17 protein-coding genes are annotated in these 16872 nt (G+C 68.8%); 15 read left to right on the top strand and 2 right to left on the bottom strand.

Going from position 1 to position 16872, the window contains the following annotated elements; translation table 11 throughout:
- The 5 genes from AC1DYN_RS27900 to malG form a co-directional block, all read left to right on the top strand.
- A partial coding sequence (locus tag AC1DYN_RS27900; protein ID WP_477957300.1) for a carbohydrate porin occupies positions 1-301 on the top strand: 301 nt, incomplete at its 5' end.
- A gap of 105 nt (positions 302-406) precedes the next feature.
- Positions 407-1504, top strand: a complete 1098-nt coding sequence (locus tag AC1DYN_RS27905; protein ID WP_477965220.1) for an ABC transporter ATP-binding protein — start codon at positions 407-409, stop codon at positions 1502-1504.
- A 60-nt stretch (positions 1505-1564) separates the two neighbouring features.
- On the top strand, positions 1565-2767 hold the full coding sequence (gene malE / locus AC1DYN_RS27910) for a maltose/maltodextrin ABC transporter substrate-binding protein MalE (RefSeq protein ID WP_477965222.1): 1203 nt from the start codon (positions 1565-1567) through the stop codon (positions 2765-2767).
- Between the two features lie 16 nt (positions 2768-2783).
- A complete protein-coding gene (gene malF, locus AC1DYN_RS27915; RefSeq protein ID WP_477965224.1) occupies positions 2784-4313 on the top strand; it encodes a maltose ABC transporter permease MalF in 1530 nt (509 codons plus the stop codon).
- A 5-nt stretch (positions 4314-4318) separates the two neighbouring features.
- The gene (malG, locus tag AC1DYN_RS27920) at positions 4319-5209 is read left to right on the top strand and encodes a maltose ABC transporter permease MalG (protein ID WP_477965226.1); all 891 of its coding nucleotides are present in this window, start codon (positions 4319-4321) and stop codon (positions 5207-5209) included.
- Here malG and AC1DYN_RS27925 read toward each other — a convergent pair.
- Complete coding sequence (locus AC1DYN_RS27925; RefSeq protein WP_477965228.1) at positions 5199-5930, bottom strand: 5'-methylthioadenosine/adenosylhomocysteine nucleosidase; 732 nt, start codon at positions 5928-5930, stop codon at positions 5199-5201. The genes malG and AC1DYN_RS27925 overlap by 11 nt on opposite strands.
- Positions 5927-6319 (bottom strand): VOC family protein, encoded by a 393-nt coding sequence (locus AC1DYN_RS27930; protein WP_477965230.1) that lies wholly within the window; start codon positions 6317-6319, stop codon positions 5927-5929. Before AC1DYN_RS27930 ends, AC1DYN_RS27925 begins: the two co-directional genes overlap by 4 nt.
- 282 nt (positions 6320-6601) lie before the next feature.
- Here AC1DYN_RS27930 and AC1DYN_RS27935 point away from each other — a divergent pair, with 282 nt between their 5' ends.
- The 10 genes from AC1DYN_RS27935 to AC1DYN_RS27980 form a co-directional block, all read left to right on the top strand.
- Positions 6602-6937, top strand: a complete 336-nt coding sequence (locus AC1DYN_RS27935) for an antibiotic biosynthesis monooxygenase (RefSeq protein WP_477965232.1) — start codon at positions 6602-6604, stop codon at positions 6935-6937.
- 41 nt (positions 6938-6978) lie between these two features.
- Complete coding sequence (locus AC1DYN_RS27940; RefSeq protein WP_477965234.1) at positions 6979-7458, top strand: MarR family winged helix-turn-helix transcriptional regulator; 480 nt, start codon at positions 6979-6981, stop codon at positions 7456-7458.
- Between the two features lie 206 nt (positions 7459-7664).
- Positions 7665-8105, top strand: a complete 441-nt coding sequence (locus AC1DYN_RS27945) for a division/cell wall cluster transcriptional repressor MraZ (RefSeq protein ID WP_477965236.1) — start codon at positions 7665-7667, stop codon at positions 8103-8105.
- A 5-nt stretch (positions 8106-8110) separates the two neighbouring features.
- Positions 8111-9061: a 16S rRNA (cytosine(1402)-N(4))-methyltransferase RsmH gene (rsmH, locus tag AC1DYN_RS27950; protein WP_477965238.1), complete on the top strand. Its 951-nt coding sequence runs from the start codon at positions 8111-8113 to the stop codon at positions 9059-9061.
- The gene (ftsL, locus tag AC1DYN_RS27955) at positions 9058-9345 is read left to right on the top strand and encodes a cell division protein FtsL (RefSeq protein WP_477965240.1); all 288 of its coding nucleotides are present in this window, start codon (positions 9058-9060) and stop codon (positions 9343-9345) included. The genes rsmH and ftsL overlap by 4 nt, the downstream gene beginning before the upstream one ends.
- Positions 9342-11159, top strand: coding sequence for a peptidoglycan D,D-transpeptidase FtsI family protein (locus AC1DYN_RS27960; RefSeq protein ID WP_477965242.1), 1818 nt, complete (start codon positions 9342-9344; stop codon positions 11157-11159). The genes ftsL and AC1DYN_RS27960 overlap by 4 nt, the downstream gene beginning before the upstream one ends.
- A complete protein-coding gene (locus AC1DYN_RS27965) occupies positions 11159-12664 on the top strand; it encodes a UDP-N-acetylmuramoyl-L-alanyl-D-glutamate--2,6-diaminopimelate ligase (protein WP_477965244.1) in 1506 nt (501 codons plus the stop codon). Before AC1DYN_RS27960 ends, AC1DYN_RS27965 begins: the two co-directional genes overlap by 1 nt.
- On the top strand, positions 12661-14064 hold the full coding sequence (locus AC1DYN_RS27970) for a UDP-N-acetylmuramoyl-tripeptide--D-alanyl-D-alanine ligase (protein WP_477965246.1): 1404 nt from the start codon (positions 12661-12663) through the stop codon (positions 14062-14064). Before AC1DYN_RS27965 ends, AC1DYN_RS27970 begins: the two co-directional genes overlap by 4 nt.
- Positions 14054-15235, top strand: coding sequence for a phospho-N-acetylmuramoyl-pentapeptide-transferase (gene mraY, locus AC1DYN_RS27975; protein ID WP_477965248.1), 1182 nt, complete (start codon positions 14054-14056; stop codon positions 15233-15235). The genes AC1DYN_RS27970 and mraY overlap by 11 nt, the downstream gene beginning before the upstream one ends.
- Positions 15232-16872: Mur ligase family protein (locus tag AC1DYN_RS27980; protein WP_477965250.1), on the top strand; the 1641-nt coding region annotated here is incomplete at its 3' end. The genes mraY and AC1DYN_RS27980, both read left to right, overlap by 4 nt.

A 16872-nucleotide genomic window follows, 5' to 3' on the forward strand; every position in this document is an offset into this window, starting at 1 on the left:
GGTGGGCGGACGCGGCTCGTACGCGCTGACGAAGAACTTCAAGCTGGTGGCCGAAACGGCGTACGTGCAGAAGAAGCCGGAGAACGGCGAGACGCAGAAGCTGGCGAAGTTCACCTTCGCGCCGACGCTGTCGACGGGCCCGGGCTTCTGGAACCGCCCGGAACTGCGCCTGTACGTGACCACGGCCAAGTGGAACGCGGCAGCCAACGCGGCCGAGAACGGCGGCCTGGGCGTCACCGGCCGCAACGATGGCAAGACCAAGGGCACTTCCTATGGTGCTCAAGCGGAAATCTGGTTCTGATAGACCTCTGAAAACCCGATCCTGTCGAACGACGGCAGGACCGGGGCAAGGCAGTACGGGCCGGCTGGAAAGCCGGCCCTTTTGACATGAGGACGTGAACGATCCATGGCCGACCTGCAACTGAAGTCGCTGCGCAAGGCGTTCGACGACGTGGTGATCCTGCCGGGTGTGGACCTGGAGATCCGCGACGGGGAGTTCATGGTCTTCGTCGGCCCGTCGGGCTGCGGCAAGTCGACGATGCTGCGCTGCATCGCGGGCCTGGAGGACATCACGTCCGGCGAGCTGTACATCGGCGGCGAACTCGTCAACGACGTGCCGCCGGCCAAGCGCGGCATCGCGATGGTGTTCCAGAGCTACGCCCTCTATCCGCACATGACGGTGGCCGAGAACATGGCCTTCGGRYTGCGGCTGGCCGGTTTCTCGAAGGACGAGATRCGCGCCGCGGTGATGCGTGCCGCSCAGGTGCTGCAGATCGAGCACCTGCTCGATCGCAAGCCCAAGGCCTTGTCGGGCGGGCAGCGCCAGCGCGTGGCGATCGGCCGCGCGATCGTGCGCAAGCCGGGGGTGTTCCTGTTCGACGARCCGCTGTCCAACCTGGATGCGGCGCTGCGCGTGCAGATGCGCGTGGAGCTGTCGCGGCTGCACCAGGAGCTGAAGACCACGATGATCTACGTGACCCACGACCAGGTGGAGGCGATGACGCTGGCCCACCGCATCGTGGTGCTGAACGCCGGGCGCATCGAACAGGTGGGCACGCCCATGGAGCTGTACCACCGGCCGGTCAACCGCTTCGTCGCCGGCTTCATCGGCTCGCCGAAGATGAACTTCATCGGCGGCACGCTGACGGGCACCAACAGCGGCTCCGCTCGCATCGCGCTGGACGATGGCTCCAGCGTCACGGTGGCCGCCGATGCGGGGTCGATCTCGGCCGGCGCCAAGGTGACGGTCGGCCTGCGGCCCGAGCACGTCGACGCGAGCCCCACGCCGCGCGAAGACGCGATGCGTGCCCACGTGCAGCTGGCCGAGCACCTGGGCGACACCACCTACCTGCACGTGACGCTGGCCGGTGCCACCGAGGCGATGACGATCCGCACCGCCCCGGACAACCCGTTGAACACCGGCGACACCGCCTACCTGAGTTTCCCGCCGCAGCGCGGCTTCCTGTTCGACGAGCAGGGGCACACGCTCCCGACCGCCGGCTGACAGGGCCGCGCCGTCCCCACGCCACCCAGAGCCCACGAGGCCATCCACAGGAGACAGACGATGAACACGAAACGGCACCACCTGAAGCTGCTCGCGTCGACCGCGGCACTCGCCCTCGCAGGCGGTTTCTCGTTCGCGGCGCAAGCCGCCGAACCCGGCAAGCTGCTGATCTGGATCAACGGCGACAAGGGCTACAACGGGCTGGCCAAGGTGGGCGAGGAGTTCACGGCCAAGACGGGGGTGGCGGTGGTGGTGGAGCACCCGGAGGACGCGCCGAACAAGTTCCAGCAGGCGGCRGCSGCCGGCAAGGGCCCGGACATCTGGATCTGGCCGCACGACCGCATCGGCGAGTGGATTGCCGGCGGGCTGCTGCAGCCGGTGACGCCGAGCAAGAAGGTGCTGGCCGACCTGGACCCGCTGGCGGTCAAGGCGTTCTCGGTGGGCGGCAAGCAATGGGGCTACCCGATGTCGATCGAGGCGGTCTCGCTGGTCTACAACAAGGCSCTGGTGCCGAACCCGCCCAAGACCTTCGACGAGGTGATCGCGCTGGACAAGAAGCTCGCGGCCTCGGGCAAGAAGGCCATCCTCTGGGACTACAACAACACCTACTTCACGTGGCCGCTGCTGGCCGCCGGAGGCGGCTACCCGTTCAAGCTGAAGGCCGACGGCAACTTCGACCCGGCCGACACCGGGGTCAACAACGCCGGGGCGCTGAAGGGCGCGGAGCTGCTGAGCAAGCTGGTCAAGGACGGCGTGATGACCAAGGGCGCGGGCTACGCCGAGATGGAAGCGGGCATGGYGCAGGGCAAGGTCGCGATGATGATCAACGGCCCGTGGTCCTGGGACAACCTGAAGAAGGCCAACATCGACTTCGGCGTGGCCAGGATCCCCAGCGTCAACGGCAAGAAGGCCGCGCCCTTCGTGGGCGTGCTGGGGGCGATGGTCTCCAAGGCGTCGCCCAACCGCGACGTGGCGGTGGAGTTCATCGAGAACTTCATGCTGGCGCCCAAGGGCCTGAAGACGATCAACGACGACGTGCCGCTGGGCACGCCCGCGAGCAAGGCGCTGTTTGCCGAGCTCAAGGGCAACCCGAACATCCAGGCGACGATGGCCAGCGCGCAAGACGGCGCGCCGATGCCCAACAACCCGGAGATGGGGCGCTTCTGGTCGTCGATGGAGTCGGCGCTGAAGAACATGACCGAAGGACGCCAGCAGCCGAAGGAGGCACTGGACGCGGCGGCCAAGCGGATCACGGCCAAGTAAGCAGGCAGCCGTCCCGATGAAGTTCAGGCTGCGCCCCGGCCCGGCCCTGTTGGCATTCGTCCTGCTGGCTGCGTTGGTCATCGTCACGATGGTCTACGCGGCCGGCCAGACGCTGCTGGCGGGCACGATGCTGGTCATCACCGCGCTGGCGCTGTGGGTCTACAGCGCCGCGCGCACCTACGCCTGGCGCTACCTGTTCCCGGGGATTGCCGCGGCGCTGATCTTCGTCGTCTTCCCGATGGTCTACACGATGGCCATCGGGTTCACCAACTACAGCTCCAGGAACCTGCTGGAGTTCCCAAGGGCCACGCAGTACTTCCTGGACGAGGTGTTCCACGGCGGCGACGGCGCGAGCTACGCGTTCACGCTGCACGAGGACGGGCCGGAGTTCCGCCTGCGGCTGGAGGATGCGGACGCGGCCAGGGCCTGGGTGTCGGGGCGCCTGGCGCTGGCCACGACCACGCCGCTGGAGGTGAAGCTGGAGCCGCAAGGCCAGGCCGCGATCGCGCTCGGCGAGCCGGCGCCGCTGAAGACGGTGATCGCCCGGCAGAAGAACCTGCAGGCGCTGACGCTGCGGCTGCCGGGCAACGACAGCAAGCTGGTGATGACCGGCCTGCGCCAGTTCGGCGCGGTGCAGCCGCTGTACAAGCGCAACGCCGACGGCTCGCTGCTGAACCAGCAGACGCACGCGCTGCTGCGTCCGAACATGAGCAGCGGCTTCTACGAGACCGAGGCCGGCGAGCGCCTGCAGCCGGGCTTCCAGGTCGGCGTGGGCTGGGCCAACTACCAGCGCATCTTCACCGACACGGCCTTCCGCGAGCCGTTCGTGCGCATCTTCGTGTGGACGGTCGTGTTCTCGGCGCTCACGGTGTTCTTCGGCGCGGCGCTGGGCATGTTCCTGGCGGTGCTGTTCAACTGGGACGCGCTGCGCTTCAAGGGCCTGTACCGCACGCTGCTGTTCCTGCCGTATGCGGTGCCGGGTTTCATTTCCATCCTGGTCTTCAAGGGGCTGTTCAACAACAACTTCGGCGAGATCAACCTGATCCTGGACGCCCTCTTCGGCATCAAGCCGGCGTGGTTCTCGGACCCGCTGCTGGCCAAGGCGATGCTGTTGATCGTCAACGTGTGGCTGGGCTACCCGTACATGATGGTGATCTGCTCGGGGCTGATCAAGGCGATCCCGGCCGACCTGTACGAGGCCTCGGCGGTGGCCGGCGCGGGGCCCTTCACCAACTTCTTCCGCATCACGCTGCCGTTGATATTGAAGCCGCTGACGCCGTTGTTGATCTCGGCCTTCGCGTTCAACTTCAACAACTTCGTGCTGATCAGCCTGCTCACCGGCGGGCGGCCCGACTTCCTGGACACCAGCGTGCCGGCGGGCACCACCGACCTGCTGGTGAGCTACACCTACCGCATCGCGTTCCAGGACTCGGGGCAGCAGTTCGGGCTGGCCGCGGCGATCTCCACCGTGATCTTCGCGATGGTGGCGGCGATCTCGCTGGTGCAGATGCGCTTCACCAGGATCTCCAAGGACGAATCGAGGTAAACCAGATGGCCATCGTCCTCGACAAGAGCCACCGCTGGCGCGTGATCGCCGCGCACGCCTTCCTCATCGGGCTGATCGCGCTGGTGATCTTCCCGTTCCTGATGATCCTGTCGATCTCGCTGCGCCCGGGCAACTTCGCCGCCGGCAGCCTGATCCCCGAGACCATCAGCTTCGAGCACTGGAAGCTGGCGCTGGGGATCTCGTACACCGCGCCGGACGGGCGGCTGGTCAAGCCCGACTTCCCGGTGCTGCTGTGGCTGTGGAACTCGGTGAAGGTGGCCAGCCTGACCGCGCTGATCACGCTGACACTGTCGACGACGGCCGCCTACGCCTTCGCGCGCATGAAGTTCCGCGGCAAGCAGTTCGCGCTGGGCGGGCTGATGCTGATGCAGATGTTCCCGGCGGTGCTGGCGCTGGTGGCGATCTTCGCGATCTTCGACCGCATCGGCAGCGTGTTCCCGTTCTTCGGGATCGACAGCCATGCCTCGCTGCTGCTGGCGTACTCGGGCGGCATCGCGCTGCACGTGTGGACGATCAAGGGCTACTACGACACGATCCCGGTGGAGATCGARGAAGCGGCCAAGGTGGACGGCGCCACGCCCTGGCAGGCCTTCCGGCTGGTGCTGCTGCCGATGGCCCTGCCCATCCTGATGGTGGTGTTCCTGCTGGCCTTCATCGGGGCCATCATCGAGTACCCGGTGGCCTCGGTGCTGCTGCACGAGGAGGCCAAGCTSACGCTGGCGGTGGGCTCCAAGCTGTTCCTGTACGACCAGAAGTACCTGTGGGGSGACTTCGCGGCCGCCGCSATCCTCTCGGGCTTGCCCATCACCCTCGTGTTCATCCTCGCGCAGAAGTGGATGATCTCGGGGTTGACCGCAGGGGGCATCAAGGGATGACGGGAATGATGGCCGCCGTATAGCGGCTCGCGACATCGACGATGAAGCGCTGGAAGTCGACATGGGCGCTGTCGTCCGCGCGGTCCGACACCGTGCGCAACACCGCGAACGGCACCCCGAAGTCGTGGCACACCTGCGCCACCGCCGCCCCTTCCATCTCCACCGCCAGCGCCTGCGGGAACGCCTGCTGCAACGCACGGCTCTCGTCCGCGCTGGACACGAACCGGTCCCCGCTCAACACCAGCCCGCAACGAACCTGCGGCTCGGCGATGCCGAAATCCGCCAGGTGATCCAGGTGCAGGCCCGCAAGCGCCGCTGACGCCGCCGCCCGCAGCGCGTTCGACAAGGCGGCATCCGCAGGAAACTGCGAGAGGCCATACAACGGCACCTCGTAGCGCGGAAAGATCGGCGACGCATCCATGTCGTGCTGCAGCAGCGCGTCGGCCACGACCACGTCGCCGACCTTCGCCGCGCCCAGCCCGCCCGCCACACCGGTGAAGACGACCCGGTCGACCTCGAACTCGGCGAGCAGCAACGTCACCGTGGTCGCCGCAGCCACCTTGCCGATGCGCGAGAGCACCAGCACCACCTCGTGTGCGCCGAGCCGGCCAACCCAGAACTCGCGCCCGGCGCGCTCGATGCGATGGGGCTCGCGCAACTGCGCCTGCAGGCCGCGCAGCTCCTCGGCCATCGCGCTGACGATCGCCAGACGCCGCGTCATGCGGCCTCGTGGCAGGCCACGCACAGCTTGTTGCCCTCGGTGTCGCGGAAGTACGCGCCGTAGTAGTCGGCGTGGTACTGCGGGCGCAGGCCGGGCGGTCCCTCGCAGGACCCGCCGTGCAACAGGGCGGTGCGGTGCACGGCCCGCACCGTCTCGCGGTCCTGCGCCGCGAACGCCACCATCTGCCCGTTGCCGGGTGCATGCGGCTGCCCGTCGAACGGCTTGCAGATCACGAACAGCGGGCGTGTGCCGCCGGCGCTGTGCCAGCCGGCCCAGGGCTTGTCGGGCTCGCAGAAGCGTTCGGCGAGGCCGAGTGCCTGCATCACCGGGCGATAGAAGCCGAGGGCACGGTCGAAGTCGGTGACGCTGAAGAAGACGTGCGAGAACATGGGATCCTGTACCGGGCAAGGGAGTGCATCTTCCCTTCTGCGTGGACGCGATGCAATGGGCCCGCAGGGCTGCGGGCTTCTTCCTGCACAACGAAGCGATCCGCCGGACGGGTCGAGCGTGAGCCAGGCAGGGTACCTGGCGGGCAAGTACGGCCATGCGCCCGCGGCGATGCCGAAGACGGGCGCGTGATCGCAGATCGCCTGTCATTGTCTTATTGACAATATGTTGTCGAATATGCACCATGCACACATGGGCCACCGGGGCCCGCTTCTGGAGTCCACATGACCGCAGTGCATGCAGCAACCGCCCCCGTCTACCGCATCGATCGTTTCGTCGTGCCGCCCGCCGCGCTCGACGCCTTCATGGACCGCGTCCAACGCACGCAAGCGGCCCTCGGCGGGCTGGCCGGCTGCAGGACGAACCTGGTCCTGAACAGCCGAGAGGGGGATGCGGGCCGGGTCGTCACGATCGTCGAGTGGGAATCCTCGGCTGCGTTCGATGCCGCGAAGGCCGTGATGATGAAGAAGTACGCGGCCGAAGGCTTCGACCCGGCGGCCTTCATCCGCGGCAACGGCATCCAGGCAGACCTCGGCGTGTACAGCGCCGTCGCGAATTGAGTCAAATTGACAGCATGATGTCGTAACGGCAAACTGTTGCGATGCGCAAGGACGCCCCACGGACGCCATCGGGTTCTGAAGTCAGCGAGCTCATCCTCTCGATCTTTCGCCTGAACGGGCGCTTGCTTCTCGCGGGCGATCGGCTGGTGGGCCCGCTGGGCCTGACCAGCGCCCGGTGGCAGGTGCTGGGGGCCATCGCCTTGTCGCCGGTCCCCGAGCCGGTGGCAAGACTGGCGCGGAACATGGGGCTCAACCGGCAGGGCGTCCAGCGCATCGTCACCGAACTGAACGCCGAGGGCTTCGTCCAGTTGAAGGACAACCCGCACCACCGCAGCGCCAGGCTCGTGGTCATGACCGCCAAGGGAGAGCAGGCTCACGCCGCGGCCTTGCAGCTGCAGGCGCCTTGGGTGAACGGGCTGGGGGAAGGGCTGGATCCCAAGAAGATCCGGGCCGCGGCCAAGGTCCTGGACGACCTGCGCAGAAAGCTCGAGACGCCGACCGAAACCTCGACCGACGAATGACGGGGCGATCCCCCGGGGCGGGGTTTCCTCCTCACCCAAAGCTTTCACAGCCGTTCGCAAGTCCTTGCTTTTACAACTGTTTTCACTTGGGCGAATTTCACAGTCCGCTCTAAGTTCTTGATTTCATTGATTTTTTCTTACAACTTTCATTGACCTTGCCTGAGTCATCCGCTAGAGTGGTGGAAAGTGCACTTTAGTGGGTTTTTGTGGCGGAATTTGGCTTTCAAGGCAGCTCGGCGTTGACGCTGGATGGGAAGGGACGGATCACCGTCCCGGCCCGCCAGCGCGATGTGCTGCTCGCCGATGCCGGCCCGCAGCTGACCCTGACCAAGCACCCGGCGGGCTGCCTGCTGGTGTTTCCGCGCCCGGTGTGGCTGGCCTTCCGCGAGCGCCTGGTGGCGCTGCCGATGTCGGCCGACGGCTGGAAGCGCGTGTTTCTCGGCAGCGCGATGGACGTCGAGATCGATGCCTCGTCGCGCGTGCTGATCTCCCCCGAGTTGCGCGCCGCCGCCCGCCTGACCAAGGACGTGCTGCTGATGGGAATGGGCAGCAGGCTGGAACTGTGGGATCCGCTGGTCTACGCTGAACAGGAAGCCAAGGTCCTGCAATCCGAGATGCCGGATTCGCTCAAGGACTTCCAAGGCTAGCGGCCATGAGCAGCAGTACCGCCAGCTTCCAGCACCAGACCGTCCTCCTCGACGAGGCCGTGGAGTGGCTCGCCGCGCGCGCCGACGGCACCTATGTGGACGGCACCTTCGGCCGCGGCGGGCATTCGCGCCTGCTGCTCGGCCGCCTGGGCCCGCAGGGAAGGCTGGTGGCGATCGACCGCGACCCGGACGCCATTGCCGCGGCAGGGTCGGGCGCAACGCGGGTCGATGACCCGCGTTTTTCCATCCACCACGCGCCCTTCGGCGGCATGTCGGATGTGCTGGCCGAACTCGGCATCGCGCAGGTCGACGGCGTGCTGCTCGACCTGGGCGTGTCCTCGCCGCAGATCGACAACCCCCAACGTGGCTTCAGCTTCCGTTTCGACGGGCCGCTGGACATGCGCATGGACACGACCCGCGGCGAAAGCGCCGCGGATTTTCTGGCCCGCGCCGATGAGCGCCACATTGCGGAGGTGATACGCAACTATGGGGAAGAACGGTTTGCTGTATCGGTTGCAAAGGCGCTTGTTGCTCGGCGCGAGGGCGGGCATCCAGTTCGCACCACCGCAGAGCTTTCCCACGTCGTGGCTGGTGCGGTCAAGACCCGCGAGCCGGGCCAGGATCCTGCAACGCGCACATTTCAAGCTCTTCGGATTTTCGTCAACGCCGAGCTTGAGGAGCTCGAACAAGGGCTGAACGCGGCCCTCGGATTGCTGGCCCCGGGAGGAAGGCTCGTGGTCATCAGCTTCCACTCTCTCGAAGACCGCATCGTGAAGAACTTCATCGCCCGCGAAAGCAAGAGCGAGTTCGACCGTCGGGCGCCGTTCGCGCCCGAGCGGCCGAGCCGGCTGCGTGCGCTCGCGCGTGTGAAGCCGTCCGAGACCGAGGTGCGCGCGAATCCGCGCTCGCGCTCGGCCATCATGCGCGTCGCCGAACGCACCGAGGTGCCGGCATGACGCGCGTCAACCTGCTCCTGCTGCTGGCCCTGATCGCCAGCAGCATCTACCTCGTGCGCGTGTCCTACGACGCGCGCCGGCTGTTCGCCGAGGTCGACCGCGCCACCAGCGAGTCGCACCAGCTCGAGATCGAGCACGAGCGGCTGATGGCCGACAAGCAGTCGCAGGCGACGCCGCTGCGCGTCGAGCGCGTCGCGCGCGACAAGCTGGCGATGCGCAACGCGACGCCGGCCGTCACGCAGTACGTCGCCTGGGCTCCGGCCGCGTCGGGAGTCGCCAAATGACGTGGCTCGGCAAACTCGGCCTCGACAAGCCCCGGCCGAACCCGGCGCGCGCCGGCGCCGTCAACGTGCGCAGCGTGATGTACTCGACCAGCCCGCTGCTGGCCTCGAAGACGCCGCCGTGGCGCTCGAAGTTCCTGGTCGGCCTGGTCGGCCTGGGCTTCTGCGTGCTGGTCGGCCGCGCGGTCTACGTGCAGATCGTCGGCAACGACTTCTTCCTGAAGCAGGGCGAGATCCGCTACGCGCGCACGCTCGACCTGTCGGCCAGCCGCGGCCGCATCATCGACCGCAACGGCATGATCCTCGCGTCCAGCGTGCCGGCCCCGTCGCTGTGGGTGATCCCGAAGGACTTCGAGGCCGACAAGAAGCAGCGCGCGCAACTCGCGAAACTGCTCGGCTTCACGGTGGCCGAACTCGCCGGCAAGCTCGACGACAGCCCGAACTTCGTCTGGCTGCGCCGCCAGGTCGACGAGCAGGTCGCGAAGGACGCGCTGGCGCTCGGCATCAAGGGCCTGTTCCAGGTGCGCGAGTTCAAGCGCAAGTACCCCGAGGGCGAGGCCGCGGCGCACGTGGTCGGCTTCACCAACGTCGAGGAGAACGGCCAGGAAGGCATCGAGCTCGCGTTCCAGAAGGAGCTGCAGGGCCGCAACGGCACGCGCCGCGTCGTCAAGGACCGGCTGGGCCGCGTGGTCGAGGACATCGGCGAGAGCGTCGCGCCCGTCGACGGCCGCGACATCGAGCTGTCGATCGATTCGAAGGTGCAGTTCTACGCCTACCAGCGCATCCGCGACGCGGTGAACGAGAACAAGGCCAAGGCCGGCAGCGTGGTGGTGCTGGATGCGCAGACCGGCGAGGTGCTGGCGCTGTCCAACTTCCCGAGCTACCAGCCGGGCGACCGCAGGAACCTGAGCGGCGGACAGCTGCGCAACCGCGCGCTCACCGACACCTTCGAGCCCGGCTCGACGATGAAGCCCTTCATCGCCGCCTGGGCTCTGGAGACCGGCCGCGTGACGCCCGACACCGTGCTGCAGACCGCGCCGGGGCGCCTGAACTTCGCCGGTTCGGTGATCACCGATTCGCACGCGCACGGCGACCTGACGGTGACGCAGACGATCCAGAAATCCAGCAACGTCGGCGCAGTGCGCATGGCGATGATGTTCCAGCCGCGCGAGATGTGGGAGCTGTATTCGCAGGTCGGCTTCGGCCAGAAGCCGCAGATCGGCTTTCCCGGCGCGGTGACCGGCCGGTTGCGCCCGTACAAGTCGTGGCGCCCGATCGAGCAGGCGACGATGAGCTACGGCTACGGCCTGTCGGCCTCGCTGTTCCAGATCGCGCGCGCCTACACGGTGTTCGCGCACGATGGCGAGCTGATCCCGGTCTCGCTGGTGAAGAACCGCCAGGTCGACACGCCCACGCCGGCCGGCATCCGCGTGATCTCGCCCAAGGTGGCGCAGCAGGTGCGCGAGATGATGCACCTGGTGACGCTCGAAGGCGGCACCGCGCCCAAGGCCCAGGTGCCGGGCTACTCGGTGGGCGGCAAGTCGGGCACCGCCTACAAGCAGGAAGGCAAGGGCTACGCGGAGAAGAAGTACCGCTCGTGGTTCGTCGGCCTGGCCCCGATCAGCAAGCCGCGCATCATCGTCGCGGTGATGGTGGACGAGCCGAGCAACGGCAAGTATTTCGGCGGCGACGTCGCCGCGCCGGTGTTCAGCGAAGTGGTGCAACAGACCTTGCGCTCGATGGGCGAACCGCCCGACATCGAGGTGCGGCCGCAGATCGTGACCCACGCGCTGCAGGCCGAGGAAGAGAGCTTCTGATGAGCGACATGCACACCGCCATCACCCACCACGCGAGCGCCGATGCGGCGCTCGCGTGGCTGCTTGCGCACGGCGTGCGCGGCCTGGCCACCGACAGCCGCCGCGTGCAGCCGGGCGACGCCTTCATCGCGTGGCCAGGCTACGGCGTCGATGCGCGGCAGTTCGTGCCGCAGGCGCTGGCGGCCGGCGCGGCCGCGTGCCTGGTCGAGGCCGAAGGCGCGACCGCGTTCGAGTTCGATGCCACCCGCGTGGCCGCGTTGCCCGACCTGAAGGCCGCCACCGGCGAGCTGGCCGGCCGCTTCTTCGGCGAGCCGAGTGGTCGCCTGCGCGTGGTGGCGAGCACCGGCACCAACGGCAAGACCTCCACCGCCTGGTGGGTCGCGCAGGCGCTGAGCGCGCTCGGCCAGCGCTGCGGCGTGGTCGGCACGCTGGGTGTCGGCGAGCCCGGGCAGGTGGTCTCCACCGGCCTCACGACGCCCGACCCGGTCACGCTGCAGGCGGCCTTCAAGCGCTTTGTCGACGACGGCTTCAAGGCCTGCGCGATCGAGGCCTCGTCGATCGGCGTCGTCGAGCAGCGCCTGGTGGGCACGCACGTCGAGGTGGCGCTGTTCACCAACTTCACGCGCGACCACCTGGATTACCACGGCACGATGGACGCCTACTGGGCCGCCAAGCGCCAGCTGTTCGCGTGGCCGGGGCTGCGCGCCGCGGTGCTGAACGTCGACGACGAGCAGGGCGCGTCGCTGGTCGGCGAGCTGGCCGGCGGCGGGCTCGACCTGTGGACCTGCAGCACGCGCGACATGGCGCGGCTGCGCGCCCAGGACATCCACTACGCCGACGGTGGCCTGGGCTTCGCGCTGCACGAGGGCGACGAGGCCGTTGCCGTGCACAGCCGGCTGATCGGCGACTACAACGTGTCGAACCTGCTGGCGGTGATCGGGGGCCTGCGCGCACTGGGTGTGTCGCTGGCCGATGCCGCCGCCGTGGTGCCGCAACTGAGTGCGGTGCCGGGGCGCATGGAGCGCGTCGATGCCGATGCCGACCAGCCGGTGGTCGTGGTCGACTACGCCCACACGCCCGATGCGCTCGAGAAGGCGCTGTACGCGCTGCGCCCGTTCGCACGCGAGCGCGGCGGCCTGCTGTGGGGCGTGTTCGGCTGTGGCGGCAACCGCGATGCGACCAAGCGCCCGCTGATGGGCGGCATCGCCGAACGCCTGGCCGACCGTGTCGTCGTCACCAGCGACAACCCGCGCAACGAGGTGCCGGAGCAGATCCTGCGCCAGATCGTCGAGGGCATGGCGCGTCCGCTGAACGCCAGCGTCATCGAGGACCGCCGCGCCGCGATCGCGCATGCGCTGCAGCATGCCGGCCCGCACGACGTGGTGCTGATCGCCGGCAAGGGCCACGAGGCTGAGCAGGAGATCGCCGGCGTCAAGCACCCGTTCTCCGACGTGCTGGAAGCGCAGGCCGCGCTCGGCACCCGCCGCGCAGGGACGCCGTCATGATGACCCTGGCCCAGGCCCACGCCTTGCTGCCCGGCTCGACGCTGGTCGGCGACGGGAACGTGCACGTCGCGCGCGTGCACTCCGACACCCGCACGCTGCAGCCCGGCGACCTGTTCGTCGCGCTGCGCGGCGAACGCTTCGACGCGCACGACTTCCTCGCGCAGGCCCGGGCGGCCGGCGCCGTCGCGGCCATTGCCGAGCGTGGCCTGGCCGAAGCCGGCCTGCCCGGCCTGCAGGTGGCCGACAGCAAGCTCGCGCTCGGCCAGCTGGCCGCGGCCTGGCGCGCCCGCTGCGCGCTGCCGCTCATCGCGGTGACCGGCAGCAACGGCAAGACCACGGTGACGCAGATGCTGGCCTCGGTGCTGCGCGCCTGGCTCGGCGAGGCCGCCTTCTCGACGCAGGGCAACTTCAACAACGACATCGGCGTGCCGCTGACGCTGCTGCGGCTGCGCCAGGACGAGGCCTGCTGGCACCGCGCCGGCGTGGTCGAGCTGGGCATGAACCACCCGGGCGAGATCGCGGCGCTGGCGGCGATGACGGCGCCCACGGTGGCGCTGGTCAACAACGCGCAGCGCGAGCACCAGGAGTTCATGGCCACGGTCGAGGCGGTGGCGCGCGAGAACGGCACGGTGATCGAGGCGCTGCCGCCGGCCGGCGTCGCGGTGTTCCCGGCCGACGACGCCTATGCACCGGTCTGGCACGCGCTGGCCGCATCGCGCCCGACGCTGACCTTCGCGTTGCAGGGCGCGGCCGACGTGACCGCCGATGCCGAATGGGTCGGCGACCACTGGTCGCTGATGCTGCACACGCCGGCCGGCTTCCACACCGTGAACCTGCGCATCGCCGGGCAGCACAACGTGAAGAATGCGCTGGCCGTCACCGCCTGCGCATTGGCCGCCGGCTGCCCGCTGGAGGCCATCGCGCAGGGCCTCGAAGCCTTCGAGCCGGTCAAGGGCCGCTCGCAGCTGAAGACCGCGCAGGTGCATGGCCAGGCGGTCACGCTGGTCGACGACACCTACAACGCCAACCCCGATTCGGCGCGCGCCGCGGTCGAGGTGCTGGCGCAGCTGCCGGGCCCGCGCTGGCTGTTGCTGGGCGACATGGGCGAGGTCGGCGACCAGGGCCCGGCCTTCCATGCCGAGGTCGGCGCCTTCGCGCAGGCGCGCGGCATCGAATCGCTGTGGACGGTGGGTGTGCTCAGCCGCCACGCGGCCGCTGCCTTCGCCGGTGCGCGCCACTTCGACGACGTCGCGGCGCTGGTCGCTGCGCTGCCGTCGGCACCGGCTTGCGCCGCGGTGCTGGTGAAGGGCTCGCGCTTCATGAAGATGGAACAGGTGGTGGCCGCGTTGCAGCGCAGCGGCACCGAAGTCCCTGCCAAAGGATCGAACGATGCTGCTTAGTCTTGCCCAGTGGCTGCAAGGCCTCTACCCCGACCAGCTCGGGTTCCTGCGGGTGTTCCAGTACCTGACGCTGCGCGCGGTGCTGGCCGCGATGACCGCGCTGCTGATCGGCCTGGCCTTCGGCCCGATGGTGATCCGCCGCCTGGCCGCGCTGAAGATCGGCCAGCCGATCCGCGAGTACGGCGTGCAGGCGCACCTGTCGAAGAGCGGCACGCCGACGATGGGCGGCGTGCTGATCCTGATCGGCATCGGCGTGTCGACGCTGCTGTGGTTCGACTGGAGCAACCGCTTCGTCTGGATCGTGATGCTGGTGACGCTGGGCTTCGGCGCGATCGGCTGGGTCGACGACTGGCGCAAGGTGGTGCACAAGAACCCCGAAGGCATGCGCTCGCGCGAGAAGTATTTCTGGCAGTCGCTGATCGGCCTGGTGGCCGCGCTGTACCTGGCGTTCAGCGTGTCCGAGACCTCCAACCTGCGCGTGCTCGAACTGTTCCTGCGCTGGGTGCAGAGCGGCTTCTCGAACGACCTGCCGCCCAAGGCCGACCTGCTGGTGCCGTTCTTCAAGAGCATCAGCTACCCGCTCGGGGTGTTCGGCTTCATCATCCTGACGTACCTCGTGATCGTGGGCAGCAGCAACGCGGTGAACTTCACCGACGGGCTGGACGGGCTGGCGATCATGCCGGTGGTGATGGTGGGCTCGGCGCTGGGCGTGTTCGCCTACGTGACCGGCAGTGCCGTGTACTCGAAGTACCTGCTGTTCCCGCACATCCCGGGCTCGGGCGAACTGCTGGTGTTCTGCTCGGCGATGGCCGGCGCGGGGCTCGCGTTCCTGTGGTTCAACACCCACCCGGCCCAGGTCTTCATGGGCGACGTCGGCGCGCTGTCGCTGGGCGGCGCGCTGGGCACCATCGCGGTCATCACGCGGCAGGAGATCGTGCTGGCCATCATGGGCGGCATCTTCGTCGCCGAGGCGCTGTCGGTGATGCTGCAGGTGGCCTGGTTCAAGTTCACCAAGGCGCGCTACGGCGAAGGCCGGCGCATCTTCAAGATGGCGCCGCTGCACCACCACTTCGAGAAATCCGGCTGGAAGGAGACGCAGGTCGTCGTGCGCTTCTGGATCGTCACGATGCTGCTGTGCCTGGTCGGGTTGGCCAGCCTGAAACTGCGATGAAGCACTTGCAAGACACCCAGGTCCTGGTGCTCGGGCTCGGCGAATCCGGGCTCGCGATGGCGCGCTGGTGCGCGCGCTTCGGTGCGCGCGTCAGCGTGTGGGATTCGCGCGAGAACCCGCCGCATGCGGCGGCGCTGGCCGAGCACGTGCCGGCCGCGACGCTGCTCGGCGGCCCGCTCGGCACCGAGGCCCTGCAGGGTGTGCAGCTGGTGCTGAAGAGCCCGGGCCTCGCGCCGAACGACCCGCGCATCCAGCCGCTGCTGGCCGTCGCGCGCCAGACCGGCGTGCCGATCCAGGGCGAACTCGACCTGTTCGCGCGCGCGCTGGCCGACCTGAAGGCCGAGCGCGGCTATGCGCCGGGCGTGATCGCGATCACCGGCACCAACGGCAAGACGACGACCACCGCGATGACCTCGCAGCTGATCGAACGCACCGGCCGGCGCGTCGCGACGGCCGGCAACATCGGCCCGACCATGCTGCAGACGCTGGCCGAGGCGCTGGACGCCGAGCCGGCGGCACCGGTGGCCGACGAGGTCATCGACGACGCGGTGGAGGCGATCCCCGACAGCCTGCCCGAGGCACTGCCGCTCGGGGCGATCGGCGCGGCCGCCGAGACGGCGGGCGATGACGAAGCCGAGGTCGATGCCGGCCCCGAGCCGGTCGCCGACGACGTGGTCGAGGCGGCGGTCGACGAGATCGCCGAGCTGCCGCCCGAACCGGTGGCCGCTGCGGCCGACGAGGCCGACATGCCGACCGGCGGTGGCCCGCCGCCGCACCTGATCCCGCCGCCGCCGCCCGGCCCGGTGTTCGAGGCGCTGCCGGAAGTGTGGGTGCTCGAACTGTCCAGCTTCCAGCTCGACGGCGTGCAGGGTTTCGAGCCCGGCGCGGCCACGGTGCTGAACCTGACGCAGGACCACCTCGACTGGCACGGCGACATGAAGGCCTATGCGGACGCCAAGGCGCGCATCTTCGGCAAGCGCGCGGTGATGGTGATCAACCGCGACGACCCGGCGGTCGAGGCGATGGTGCCGGCTCCCGTCCCTGGCAAGGGTCGTTTCGCCAAGCCGGTCGAGCGCAGCGTGCTGCGCTTCGGCCTCGATGCGCCGAAGCGCCCGGGCGACTTCGGCCTGATCCAGGACGGCGGCATGGCCTGGCTGGTGCGCGCGATGGAAGCCGACGAGACCCTCAAGCCCAAGGGCCGCGGCAAGGGCCCGGCCGAAGAGGAAGAGATCCACATCCAGCGCCTGATGCCGGCCGATGCGCTGCGCGTGCGCGGCCGCCACAACGCGGCCAACGCGCTGGCCGCGCTGGCGCTGGCGGTGGCCATCGGCTGCCCGCTCGCGCCGATGCTGCATGGCTTGCGCGAATACGCCGGCGAGCCGCACCGCGTCGAGTTCGTCGCGGCGGTCGACGGCGTCGAGGCCTACGACGACAGCAAGGGCACCAACGTCGGCGCGACGGTCGCGGCGATCACCGGGCTGGGCACCGACAAGGCGCCGGCCCAGCTGGTCGTGATCCTCGGCGGCGACGGCAAGGGGCRGGATTTCGGYCCGCTGCTCGCGCCGGTGCGCCAGCACGTGCGCGCGGTCGCGACCATCGGGCGCGATGCCGCCGCCATCGAGCAGGCGCTGCAGGGC

This window comes from Rhizobacter sp. P2_D12 (assembly GCF_056404395.1).